Source organism: Roseateles sp. (assembly GCF_052436255.1).
In the GTDB taxonomy this organism is placed as follows: Bacteria; Pseudomonadota; Gammaproteobacteria; order Burkholderiales; family Burkholderiaceae_C; genus Pelomonas.
The window spans coordinates 1-12,137 of sequence record NZ_JBQVNP010000152.1; the positions used below are offsets into that span (position 1 = coordinate 1).

Sequence of the window (12,137 nt, forward strand, 5' to 3'; positions counted from 1 at the left end):
CGGTCAGGGCGAGCGCGGCGCCGCCCGCGAGGATGTCGCGGCGATTGTGAAGAGCCATGGCAATGTCTCCGGATCTGTTGTGGTTTCTGGCGGGCCTAGGGCCGCGGCCGCGGCGCACCAATGACATTGCAGTCGCGGTCGATCCGGGTTTTGGTATGCCGCGTGACTGCTCCGGATGCAGCGCAAAGCCTGGGCCAGCAACATGGCGGGCCCAGGCTTTCTCAGGTCGGGGAGGGGTCGAGGGCCGGGGCGGACCGGGGATCAGCCCTCGATGGCCACGACGACGACGGACTTGGCCGGCAGCTTGATCGTCAGCTTGCCGCCCGTGGCCCGCGCCTCGAAGGGCTGAGGCAGCACCTGCGCGGCCTTGCCCAGCTCGTTCTGCGCGTCCATGGTGTCGGCCGTCAAGACCTGACCCTTGGCGGCCTTGGGCGCGTTCGCGCCGACCTGCAGCGCCAGCTCGGTGGCCTGGGTGGCGTGGCTGTTGACCAGGCCCACGTAGAGCTTGCCGTCCTTGCCGCGCGCGGCGGTCGCGCTCAGCGCGGGCATCTCGAACTTGTCGTGCTTGTAGACGGGGTTGTTCTCGATCTGGAAGGGCAGCGACGTGGCGTCCTGGAAGGGCGTGTAGAGCTTGAAGGCATGGTAGGTCGGCGTCAGCACCAGCTTGTCCTTGCTGGTGAGGATCATGGCCTGCAGCACGTTGACCATCTGGGCGATGTTGGTCATGTGCACACGGTCGGCGTGGGCGTGGAAGACGTTGAAGTGCAGCGCCGCCAACAGCGCGTCACGCAGCGTGTTGCGCTGGACCAGGAAGCCGGGGTTGCTGCCGGGATCGGGGTCGTACCAGCTGCCCCACTCGTCGAAGTAGAAGCCGATCTTCTTGGACGGGTCGTTCTTGTCCAGGACGGCCTTGTTCGCCTTGATCATGGCGTCGATCTGCTGGACGTTGCCCAGCGTCGAGGCCCATTCGCTCTCCGGGAAGCCGACGGCCGCGCCCTTCTTGTCCCAGTTGGACGTGGGCAGGGTGTAGGCATGGTGGGAGATGGCGTTGACGTTGGGCACGCCCTTGCTCAGCGCCTCCGTCCACTCCGTCTGCAGACCATGGCCGCCGCTGGCGATCAGGATGGGGCGGTTGTGGGCCGGCGTTTTCAGGAAGGTGGCCCAGTGGCGGTAGAGGTCGGCGTAGTACTCGGGCCGCATGTTGCCGCCGCAGCCCCAGGCCTCGTTGCCCACGGCGTAGTAGTGGACGCGGAAGGGCTTGTCGCGGCCGTTCTTGCGGCGCTGCTCGACGATGGTGGCATCGCCCTCGCCGGTCATGTACTCCAGCCATTCGGCCGCTTCCTGCGGCGTGCCGGTGCCGAGGTTCGCGTTCACGTAGGCCTCGGCGCCGAGCTGCTCGACGAGGTCGAAGAACTCATGCGTGCCGACGGCGTTGTTCTCGGGCACGCCGCCCCAGTGGGTGTTGACCTTGATGGGCCGCTTGCTGCGCGGGCCGATGCCGTCGCGCCAGTGGTATTCATCGGCGAAGCAGCCGCCGGGCCAGCGCACCAGCGGCACCTTCAGGTCCTTGAGCGCCGCCACCACGTCCTTGCGCCAGCCGCGCACGTTGGGGATCTTGCTCTCGGGACCGACCCACATGCCCTCGTAGATGCCAGTGCCGAGGTGCTCGGCAAACTGGCCGTAGATGTTGCGGTGGATGACGGGGCCGGGCTGGTCGGGGTTGACGACCAGCTTGATGTCGGCGGCCAAGGCGCTTGCGCTGAGGGCCAATGTCGCGGCGAGAGCTAGCAGTTGTTTCTTCATCGGTTTGTCTCCTTCGTTGTTATTCAAAACATCAACCACAGAGGCACAGAGACACAGAGGAATAGAGGAGTTCTCTCTGTGCCTCGGTGGTTGCATTTGGCTTTCCTGGTGCAGAGCGGCCGTGCGTCAGTTCCGCGTGAGCGCTCCATCGCGACGACGCCACACGCCGCGCTCGTTCGGCTCGCGCAGCACCGCCGGCAGCAGCGCGCGTGGCAGGTTCTGGTAGCAGACCGGGCGCAGGAAGCGCTGGATGGCCGCGGTGCCGACGGAGCTGCTGCGACCGTCGCTGGTGGCCGGGAAGGGGCCGCCGTGCACCATGGCCGTCGACACCTCGACGCCGGTCGGGTAGCCGTTGGCCAGGATGCGGCCCACCTTGCGTTCCAGCGCCGGCAGCAGGGTGCGGGCGGCGGCGAGGTCGCTCTCGTCGTCGTCCTGCAGCTGCAGCGTGGCGGTCAGTTGGCCTTCCAGGCCCTCGATGACGGCGAGCAGTTCAGCCAGGTCGGTGCAGGCGATCAGCAGCGAGGCCGGGCCGAAGATCTCGGACTGCATGGCGTGGTTGGCCAGGAAGGCCGCGCCCGTCGTCTTGAACAGGCTGGGCGCGCCCTGGCAGCCGCTCGACGTGCCGCGCAGCAGCGTGGCCACTTCGGGCTGGCCGGCGAGCTGGTCCTCGCCGCGCTGGTAGGCGCTGGCGATGCCTGGGGTCAGCATGGTGGCCGCCGGCACGGGCTTGAGCGCCTCTGCGGCCGCCGCGGCAAAGCGGTCGAAGTCAGCACCGGCGATGCCGAGCACGAGGCCGGGGTTGGTGCAGAACTGGCCCACGCCCATCGTCAGCGACGCCGCAAAGCCGGTCGCGATGTCGGCGCCGCGTGCCGCCAGCGCGCCGGGCAGCAGGACGACGGGATTGATGCTGCTCATCTCGGCGTAGACGGGGATGGGCTGCGGGCGCGCAGCCGCTGCAGCCATCAGTGCGATGCCGCCGCTGCGCGAGCCGGTGAAGCCGACGGCCTGGATGGCCGGGTGCCGCACCAGCGTGTCGCCGATGCCGTGGCCGCTGCCGGTCAGCAACGCGAAGACACTGGCCGGCAGCCCGGAGAGCTTGACGGCCTCGACGACGGCGCGACCGACGAGCTCCGACGTGCCCGGGTGGGCCGAGTGCGCCTTGACGACGACGGGACAGCCAGCGGCCAGCGCTGCGGCGGTGTCACCACCGGCGACCGAGAAGGCGAGCGGGAAGTTGCTGGCGCCGAACACGGCCACCGGGCCGACGCCGACGAAGCGCAGCCGCAGGTCCGGCCGCGGCGGGGTGCGCGTGGGCAGCGCGGTGTCGATGCGGGCGTCCTGCCAGCTGCCTTCGCGCAGCAGCTCGGCGAACAGCTTGAGCTGGTTCATCGTGCGGCCCCGCTCGCCCTCCAGACGAGCGCGCGGCAGGCCGGTCTCGGCCATGGCGCGGACGATGAGGTCGTCGCCCAGCGCCAGGATCTGCGCGGCGATCTGCTCCAGGAAGTCGGCGCGCTCGTGGTCGCTGGTGGCGCGGTAGGCGTCGAAGGCCGCGCCGGCGAGGGCGCAGGCCTCTGAGACCTGGGCGGCGTCAACGGCATTGAAGTCGGGGCCCAGCGGTTCGTTCTTGCTCGGGTCGAAAGCCTGGAAGGGCGTGCCGGCGCCGCGCACCGGCTGGCCGTCGATCAGGGCCAGGCCTTGGATGGTGTTGCTCATGAGAACCTCGGAATCAGTGTGAGTGGCGCGGCACGGCCGAGCCGCGCTTGCCGCGCAGGAAGTCGAAGTCGCAGCCTTCGTCGGCCTGCAGCACATGCTTGACGTACAGGCTGCGATAGCCGCTGGTGTCGTCGGGGTCCACGGTCTGGGCAGCGGCCCAGGCTTCGAGGCGGGCCGCCAGCTCGGCCTCGGGCACGTCCAGGTGCAGGCGGCCGGCGATGCAGTCCAGCTCGATGAAATCGCCCTCCTGCACGACCGCCAGCGGGCCGCCGGCACGCGCCTCGGGCGAGACATGCAGCACGACGGTGCCGTAGGCGGTGCCGCTCATGCGGGCGTCGGAGATGCGCACCATGTCCTTGACGCCGGCGGCCAGCAGCTTGGGCGGCAGGCCCATGTTGCCGACCTCGGCCATGCCGGGGTAGCCCTTGGGTCCGGCGTTCTTCAGCACCAGGATGCAGCTGGCGTCGACCACCAGCGCCGGGTCCATGATGCGGGCCTTGTAGTCGTCGAAGTTCTCGAACACGACGGCGCGGCCGCGGTGCTTCATCAGCTCGGGCGTGGCGGCCGAGGGCTTGAGCACGGCGCCGCGCGGCGCCAGGTTGCCGCGCAGCACGCAGATGGCCCCGTCCTCGATGAGGGGGTTGTCAAGCGTGCGGATGACCTCGTCGTCGTAGATGGGCGCGTCGACGACATTGGCCCACAGGCTCTTGCCGTTGACGGTCAGCGCGTCCTTGTGGGGCAGCAGGCCGCCTTCGCCGAGACGGCGCAGCACGGCCGGCAGACCGCCGGCGTAGTAGAACTCCTCCATCAGGAAGCGGCCCGAGGGCATCAGGTCGACGATGGTCGGGGTGCCGCGGCCGATGCGGGTCCAGTCTTCGAGTTCGAGGTCCACACCGATGCGGCCGGCGATGGCCTTGAGGTGGATGACGGCGTTGGTGGAGCCGCCGATCGCCGCGTTGACGCGGATGGCGTTCTCGAACGCCTGCCGGGTCAGCACCTTGGACAGCGTCAACTGCTCCCAGACCATGTCGACGATGCGCATGCCCGACAGGTGGGCCAGCACATAACGGCGTGCATCGACGGCAGGAATCGCCGCGTTGTGCGGCAGCGACGTGCCCAGGGCCTCGGCGATGCACGCCATGGTGCTGGCCGTACCCATGGTGTTGCAGGTGCCGGCGGAGCGCGAGTGGCCGGCCTCGGCGGCCATGAAGTCGTGCATGCTGATCTCGCCGGCCTTGACCTGCTCGTGCAGCTGCCACACGGCCGTGCCCGAGCCGATGTTCTTGCCGTTGAGCTTGCCGTTGAGCATCGGCCCGCCGGTGACGACGATGGCCGGCACGTCGACGCTGGCCGCGCCCATCAGCAGGGCCGGCGTGGTCTTGTCGCAGCCCACCAGCAGCACCACGGCGTCCATCGGGTTGCCGCGGATGCTCTCCTCGACGTCCATGCTGGCCAGGTTGCGCGTCAGCATCGCCGTGGGGCGCAGGTTGCTCTCGCCGCTGGAAAACACCGGAAACTCGACCGGCCAGCCCCCCGCTTCGATGATGCCGCGCTTGACATGTTCGGCCAGCTTGCGGAAGTGGGCGTTGCAGGGCGTCAGCTCGCTCCAGGTGTTGCAGATGCCGATGATGGGCTTGCCGTTGAACTCATGGTCCGGAATGCCCTGGTTCTTCATCCAGGAGCGGTACATGAAACCGTTCTTGTCCTGGGTACCGAACCATTCGGCCGAGCGCAGCTTGACCTTGCTCTTCTTGTCGTCAGTCGTCATGTCTTGTCTCTGTCGTTCGACCGCTTGTTGTCGTCTGAAACGATGCTAGGAGGGCGGCGATACGCAATCCAATCAATTAACTCCTTGTACCGATACTGAAACCGATATCAATCGAGCCGCGAAGGTTTGCCGAACACCGGCATGCCCTCGGCAGACCAGCGCAGCGGCTTGACGAAGGTATGGCGGTCCGGGTTCCACAGCGGGTCGCCGACGATCTCGGTGTAGGTGCGGGCGTGATAGACCAGCAGCACCTCGTCCGGGTCGTCCGTCACGGTGAAGCTGTTGTGGCCGGGGCCGAAGACGCTGTCCTCGGCGGCACTGCGCATGACGGGCTCGGCGGACTTGCGCCAGCTCGTCGGGTCCAGCAGGTCGGCGCCTTCATCCGCCCAGAGCAGGCCCATGGCGTAGTTCGCGTCGGTCGCGCTGGCCGAGTAGCTGATGAAGACCCGGCCGTGGCGTTGCAGCACCGACGGGCCTTCGTTGACGAGGAAGCCACGGCATTCCCAGTCGTACTCGGGTTTGCTCAGCATGACCGGCGCGCCGCCCAGTTGCCAGGGCGTCATCATGGGCGCGAGGTAGAGGTTGGAGTTGCCCGGGATGGCCGGGTCCTTCTGCGCCCACAGGTAGTAGAGCTGGCCGCGATGGCTGAAGGTCGTCGCGTCGAGGCAGAAGCTGTCCATGCCGCTGTCGACCTGGCCCAGGAATTCCCATGCGCCGCCGAGCGGGTCCCTGGCGGTGTTCCTGATCGCGTACATCCGGTGCTGGAACATGCCCCGGTGGTCCAGCGCGCGGGTGTGCGCTGCGGCGAAGTAGACATACCAGGCGCCGTCGTTGAAATGCAGCTCGGGCGCCCACATCAGCTCGGAATACGGGCCGGTCTCGGGCTTGTGCCAGACGTCGAACACCGGCGCGCTTGCCAGGCCTTTGATCGTCGTCGCGCGGCGGATCTCGATGCGGTCGTACTGCGGCACCGAGGCGGTGAAGTAGTAGTAGCCGTCGGCATGGCGGGAGATGTGCGGGTCGGCGCGCTGGCGGATCAGGGGTTCGAGCAAGTCGGACATGGCGGGCAAGGCAAAGAAGAAGGGCGTTGCCGGGAGGCCCGTGCAACGCCCTCGGCGAGGAAGGCCCGGTCTCGCGGCCGGCGACGCAGGACCCGGGGTGTTTCGGGCCGAGCCGCCGGGCCGCTCCCAAGCCGGCCCGCCTGGCGATGTGCTCGCGGCCTCAATGCCGCGGGCATCGCCGTCCCCTCGGGGGACCGGTTGGGCTTGCGCGCGTTCAGCGGTGCAAGACCGGACGAGGGGCGCCAGGGTTTACAGCTTCCAGCGCACCGACACGCCCACCGTGCGATCGTAGTAGCGCACGTCACGCACCAGCGACGGGGTCTGGTCGAAGTAGTCGTGATAGGCCTGGTTGAGCAGGTTGGTGACGTCCACCGACATCGTCAGCTGCTTGTTGAAGCTGTAGCCGAAGGATGCGTCGAGCGTGCGCAGCGGCGCGACCCATAGCTCGCGGCCGGTCGTGCGGTAGGGCTTCTCGGCCAGGAACTTGGCGCGCCAGTTGTAGGCCAAGCGGGCGTATACCGGACCCTGCTCGTACAGCCCGACCAGGTTGTAAGACGACTTGGACTGGCCGAGGAAGGGGCCCTGCGCACCGGTGTTCGGATCGGTCTGCTTGCCGGTCATATAGGTGTAGTTGGCTTCCAGGCCGAAGCCGCCGAGCCAGTCCGGCAGGAAATCGTAGAACTGGCGGTAGCTCAGCTCGTAGCCCCGCAGGTTGGCCTTGGCGATGTTGATCGGCTGCGAGATACGGTAGGGCACGCCATTGATCGGCGCCTCGACCGTCTGGACGAACACGCGATTCTTGAACTGGTGCTCAAAGACCGTGGCCGTCACGGAGCCCGTGCGGGCGAAGTAGTACTCCAGCGCCGCGTCCAGGTTGGTGGACTCCGTCGGCTTCAGCGCGGGGTTGCCGCCCGAGGCCGTGCCGTAGGTGACGCCACCGCCCGGCGGCGTGAAGGTCACGCCGGGGTTGTAGTCGTTGAAGGCCGGGCGCTCGATGGTCTTGCCTGCGATCAAGCGGGCGATCACCTTGGACGTCAGCTCGGCCTTCAGAGAGAGCATCGGCAGCACGTCGGTGCGCGAGGTGTCGATGTTGACCGGTGTGACGACGCCCGACTGCGCATTGCGGGAGTTACCCATCAGCTCCTGGTCGGTCTGCACGACCCGCATGCCGAACACGCCGGTCACCGGCACGTTGCCGGCGCTGAAGCCGAACTTCAGGCGGCCATACACGGCCTTGGTCGTCTCGGTGTCGTCGAACAGCGTCATCGGGTCATACGGCGTCAGCGCGCCGCTGCCGTTGGTCAGCAGCTTGCGGAAAGCCTCGCCATTGTTCAGCAGCCAGTTGCGGTCGGCGTAGACGTACTGCTTGACGCCATAGTCGCCCCAGGTCGCAGGCGACACTGAGAAGATGTTGGCCACGCTCGCATCGGCGGCTGAACGGCCCACGGCAGAGAAGCTCGTTGTCCACGGCATCGTCGTGCCGATGGACATAGCCGTACGCTTGGCCAGGCGCACGCCACCCGTCACCTCGCGGAAGAAGCCGTCGCCGATGTCATAGGTGGCGTCGCCGCGCCAGTCGGTGCTCTTGCCCTCACGCTCGCCGCGCACGTCCACGCCGCCATTGATGCGGAAGTTACCCTTGCGAGCCAGATCGAACCCCGGATACTCGATGTAGCCACCGCCGTCCTGCACCTTGGCAATGGTGCTGGTGGGCGTGTAGCCGCTGTCCAGGATGCGATTGACCCAGTCGATCTGGCTGTTGGTGCGCGCCAGCTCGGTAGACAGGCGCAGGCGGTCGGTCACGTCCCAGTGGCCGCCCAGCGCCACCTGGGCGTTACTGACCGAGTCGCGCTTGGCTTGCGTGGACGTGAAGCCCCAGCCGACGTAGTTGGAATTGGTGACCGTGTCCATGTAGTTCGTGCCGGGCTTGACGGTCACCACCGAGGTCGGCTCGAAGACGGGGGCGCCGGCCACCAAGAAGGACTGCTGGTAGCGGTGGTCGATACTGGTGCCGAAGCCTTCCAGGTAGACCTCCTTGTCGGCGCTGGGCTTCCACTGCAGCGCGAAGTTGCCGGCCAAGCGCTTGCGGTCGCCCAAGTCCAGCACGCGGCCGACGGCGTCGGCGCCAACGATGCTGCGGCCGGCGTTCGTGAAGGTCAGCGGGTCACCCACCCAGGCGCGCTCGTCGTGGTACTTGCCGCGCTGGTAGGACAGGCCGACCAGGGCACCGAATTCGCCGAGATCGGTCTTCCAGCGATTGGAGCCCATGGCGTTGAGGTCGGGGTTGCGCACGTCGGCCTTGTCACGGTGCTCCATGCGACCGTTGACGAAAAGCTGGGCGCCCTTGAAGTCGAAGGGACGGTTGGTACGCACGTCGATGACGCCTGCCGTGCCGCCCTCGGGCAGCGTGGCCTCCTGTGTCTTGTAGACGTCGATGCGCTTGAGCATCGTCGCCGGCACATCGGCCAGGAACAGGTTGCGGCCGGCATCGGAGAAGAACTCCCGGCCGTTCAGCAGCGTGGCTACACCGCCCAGCCCGCGCACGATGACCGTGCCGGCCTCGCCCAGGCCGCGCTGCAGTTGCACGCCGGTCACGCGGCCCAGGATCTCGGCGACGTTCTTGTCTGGGAACTTGCCGATGTCTTCCGCGACGATCGAGTCGACGACCTGATCAGAGTTCTTTTTGATGGCCTGCGCCGTCTCGGCCGAGGCGCGGGCGCCGGTGACGACGACGGTCTCCAGCTGGTTCTCCGCGGCCGGGGCGGCGGCCTGCTGGGCCAGCGCGGCGGAGGACAGCAGCGCCAGCGCCGCGGCGGCGGTCAGGCTCATGGCGAAACGGGGCTGGAAGGCGGCCGCGTGCAGCGGCACCTGGGCAGTGGGGTTCATCTTGTCTCCGGAATCGTTATTGGGATCGGCAACCTGCCCAGCGTCACCGGCCTCTCGGGGCCTTGTGGCTGGGGTCTGAATTCATGCTAGGGGGCCGACCGATCCGCGACTAATCACATTTTTGGACTTCTCGATGCTGTCTTTGGCATCGCGAATCCGGGTAAGCCATTAGCGCTCCCAGGAGAGCGGGCCGCGCTCTCCGCGGCCCGACCGCGCGGGGCGCGACCTCAGCGCGCGGCCGATGTAGAGCTGGAACAACGGCGTGTCGCGCCGCGGGTTCACCGTGGCGGCCGCGTTGCGTGCCGAACCCGCCTCAGCTCGCGACCTTGAGCGCCGCCTGGTGCAGGCGCACCATGTGATACGGGTCGGGCTGCTCGTCCTTGCAGCCGCCGCTCTTGCAGGGCAGGGCGTCGGCCATGCGCCAGCCACCGTGCTCGGCATCGACGAGCTGCTCCTTGACCAGCGCCTGCGTCTGCTCGTAGCGACGCCACAGGTCGGTGCGGCCCGTGGCCTGGGCGGCGACGAGCAGGGCATGCATGCACTCGGCCTGCTGCCACCAGCCCTTGCGCATGTCGGCCCTGCCGCCGTCGGGGAAGGCGCGCATGCCGCAGCCCCCGTCGATGTCGTCGTAGCCGGCCGACAAGGCATAGGCCAGTACGCGTTCGGCCACCTGAGCATAGACAGGCGCGACGGGCGCGCCGGTCATCAGCAGATGGCTCCATTCGAACTGGTGGCCGATGTCGATGTAGCCACCGGCCGCCTTGGTGGGCAGGGGCTGCCAGGCTGCGTCATACCACTCGGGGACGAAGGCACCGCCACCCTCGGACTCGCCCTGGCCCTGCAGCAGCTTGTAGGCCACGAAGTCGCCCAGCCGCCTTGCACCGGCCTCGGCCGTCTTGTCGCCGCTGGCCCCGCGCAGGCAGAGCAGGGCCTCGAACATGTGCATGACCGGGTTCTGCGTGCGGCCACCGGCGATGGGCTTGAACTCACGGTCGCATTCGTTGACCAGGCCGCCGGCGAGGTCGCCGAAGCCCAGCTCGATCTCGCGCCAGGCCTGCTGGGCCGCGTCGCGGTAGCGCTCGTTGCCGCTGACGCGATAAACCTCGGCCAGCGCCAGCAGCGCGAAGGCATGGCCGTAGGCGCGCTTGACCACCGCACGCGGGCTGCCATCGGCGGCCACGGTGTGGAAGAAGCCGCCATGCACCGGGTCGCGGAAGCGCTCCAGCAGATAGTCCGCGCCGCGCCGCGCGACCGCCAGATAACCCGCGTCATCGATGAATTCGTGCCCGGCCGCAAAGGTGTAGACGAGGCGGGCCTGGGCGGTCAGTTCCAGCTCCGGCTGCGACAAGGGCTTCCAGGCGCGGTCGAAACGCGTCTGGAAGCTGCCGTCGGGCCGCGGCGCATGCCGGTGCCAATGCAGCAGCAGCGCTTCGAGATCGTCGCGGTGCCAGCCCTTGTCGATGCGGTTGCGGAAGCGGGCGTCCGGGTCGGTGCAGGCAGCCAGCGCTGCCAACAGCGCAAGAGCGGGCCGGCGACCGACCATCACCTCAGCGGCCATGCGGCCAGGTCGCCTTCTTGGTGGGCCCCTTGCTGGCCCGGCCGCGTGCGGACCAGAGCTTGTAGGCCGCCGGGGTCAGCTCGCGTTTGAGCAGGGCCACCAGTTCGCCATGGCCAATGCCATGCATGAGCAGGACCTTGGTGTAGGGCGGCGCGTCTTCGAAGGCGGTGGCGATGACGCGCTGGATGTCGTCGGGGCTGAGTTTGGGTGCGGGCTTGGCCATGGGCGGATTGTGGCGCGGCCCGTCAGCCGATGGCCACCTGAAACAGGGCCCGTTGCGCGGTCAAGGCTTCCACGAGCGCGGGCTCCAGCGCCTCGCTGAAGACCATGTACAGGTCCACGCTGACTTCGTCGAGCAGGCGCCGGTAGGCTACGCCCGGGTAGCGCTGCCGGGCCAGGGCCTGCGGCATCAGCGTGCAGCCGCGGCCGGCAGCGATCTGGGCGATGGTGGCCGAGGTGCCCGGCGCGTCGCGCTCGCGGGCAGGCTGGAAGCCCAGGGCGTCGTACTGGCGCTGGTAATGCGTCCACAGCGCCGGGTTGGCGCGCTTGGCAAAGCGCAGGAACACCGGCCCGGCCTGCAGGTCGGCCAGGCGCAGCGCGCGCTTGCGCGCCAGCGGGCTGGCGGCCGGCACCAGGGCGACATGGCGCAGCCGCGCCACCTGGGTGTGGCGCAGGCCCTGCAGGTCGTGCGGCATCGCGATCAGCGCGGCGTCCAGCGTCTGCTGCAGCAGGCCGGCCAGCAGCTCGGGCCCGATCTCCAGCACCGGCTCCAGCGGCGCGAGCCCGGTGGCGCGACGCCATTCGCGGTCCAGCGTCGCGAAGGCGCTCATGTCCATCCACCACGGCAGGCCCAGGCGCAGGCTTTGGCGCGGCGCCGCGGCCAGCGTGCCGACCCGCGCCAGCGCCGCGTCGAAGGCCTGCACGACTTGCGCGAACTCGCGGCGCGCCTGCTCGCCCGCGGCGGTCAGCCGGGTGCCCGGCAGGGCACGGTCCAGCAGCGCCACGCCGAGGGCCTGTTCCAGTGCCGCGATCTGCCTTGACAGCGGTGGCTGGGTCAGATGCAGCCGCTCCGCCGCGCGGCGGAAGTTGAGCTCCTCGGCAACGACCAGGAAATAGCGCAGCTGGCGGATGTCGATGCTGCGCAGACCGGCCGGGTTCATGCCGAAAAGGTATCACCAATTCTGGAATTCACGCGCCAGCCGGCGCGCATCAGCATGCCGCCTTTGCCTGCCACGGAGCCGCCATGCCCCCGCCCATCTGCCCTGGAGCCGCGCCCACGCGCCGCCACGTCCTGCTCGCCTCGGCAGCCGCCCTGGGGGCGACGGCCTGCGGTGGCGGCGGTGGCGGC

The 12,137-nt window shown here is 68.6% G+C and carries 8 protein-coding genes; all 8 read right to left on the minus strand.

What is annotated here, in order from left to right; genetic code table 11:
- Window positions 1-261: 261 nt before the first annotated feature.
- The gene (locus ACT6S0_RS23015) at window positions 262-1,803 is read right to left on the minus strand and encodes an alpha-N-arabinofuranosidase (RefSeq protein WP_444766091.1); all 1,542 of its coding nucleotides are present in this window, start codon (window positions 1,801-1,803) and stop codon (window positions 262-264) included.
- A 126-nt stretch (window positions 1,804-1,929) separates the two neighbouring features.
- A complete protein-coding gene (locus ACT6S0_RS23020) occupies window positions 1,930-3,516 on the minus strand; it encodes an aldehyde dehydrogenase (NADP(+)) (RefSeq protein WP_444766092.1) in 1,587 nt (528 codons plus the stop codon).
- Between the two features lie 13 nt (window positions 3,517-3,529).
- Entirely contained in the window at window positions 3,530-5,284 is a 1,755-nt protein-coding gene (locus tag ACT6S0_RS23025; protein WP_444766093.1) for an IlvD/Edd family dehydratase, read from the minus strand.
- A 107-nt stretch (window positions 5,285-5,391) separates the two neighbouring features.
- A complete protein-coding gene (locus ACT6S0_RS23030; protein WP_444766094.1) occupies window positions 5,392-6,345 on the minus strand; it encodes a glycoside hydrolase family 43 protein in 954 nt (317 codons plus the stop codon).
- Window positions 6,346-6,594: 249 nt separating this feature from the next.
- Window positions 6,595-9,231 (minus strand): TonB-dependent receptor, encoded by a 2,637-nt coding sequence (locus tag ACT6S0_RS23035; protein WP_444766095.1) that lies wholly within the window; start codon window positions 9,229-9,231, stop codon window positions 6,595-6,597.
- A 313-nt stretch (window positions 9,232-9,544) separates the two neighbouring features.
- The gene (locus ACT6S0_RS23040; protein ID WP_444766096.1) at window positions 9,545-10,789 is read right to left on the minus strand and encodes an AGE family epimerase/isomerase; all 1,245 of its coding nucleotides are present in this window, start codon (window positions 10,787-10,789) and stop codon (window positions 9,545-9,547) included.
- Window positions 10,779-11,012 (minus strand): DUF2805 domain-containing protein, encoded by a 234-nt coding sequence (locus tag ACT6S0_RS23045; RefSeq protein ID WP_444766097.1) that lies wholly within the window; start codon window positions 11,010-11,012, stop codon window positions 10,779-10,781. The genes ACT6S0_RS23040 and ACT6S0_RS23045 overlap by 11 nt, the downstream gene beginning before the upstream one ends.
- Window positions 11,013-11,034: 22 nt before the next feature.
- Window positions 11,035-11,949, minus strand: coding sequence for a LysR family transcriptional regulator (locus ACT6S0_RS23050; RefSeq protein WP_444766098.1), 915 nt, complete (start codon window positions 11,947-11,949; stop codon window positions 11,035-11,037).
- Between the last annotated feature and the right edge of the window lie 188 nt (window positions 11,950-12,137).

Coding starts and splice junctions, on each gene's coding strand:
- ACT6S0_RS23015 (WP_444766091.1), bottom strand. CDS start 1,803: ATGAAGAAACAACTGCTAGCTCTCGCCGCGACATTGGCCCTCAGCGCA.
- ACT6S0_RS23020 (WP_444766092.1), bottom strand. CDS start 3,516: ATGAGCAACACCATCCAAGGCCTGGCCCTGATCGACGGCCAGCCGGTG.
- ACT6S0_RS23025 (WP_444766093.1), bottom strand. CDS start 5,284: ATGACGACTGACGACAAGAAGAGCAAGGTCAAGCTGCGCTCGGCCGAA.
- ACT6S0_RS23030 (WP_444766094.1), bottom strand. CDS start 6,345: ATGTCCGACTTGCTCGAACCCCTGATCCGCCAGCGCGCCGACCCGCAC.
- ACT6S0_RS23035 (WP_444766095.1), bottom strand. CDS start 9,231: ATGAACCCCACTGCCCAGGTGCCGCTGCACGCGGCCGCCTTCCAGCCC.
- ACT6S0_RS23040 (WP_444766096.1), bottom strand. CDS start 10,789: ATGGCCGCTGAGGTGATGGTCGGTCGCCGGCCCGCTCTTGCGCTGTTG.
- ACT6S0_RS23045 (WP_444766097.1), bottom strand. CDS start 11,012: ATGGCCAAGCCCGCACCCAAACTCAGCCCCGACGACATCCAGCGCGTC.
- ACT6S0_RS23050 (WP_444766098.1), bottom strand. CDS start 11,949: ATGAACCCGGCCGGTCTGCGCAGCATCGACATCCGCCAGCTGCGCTAT.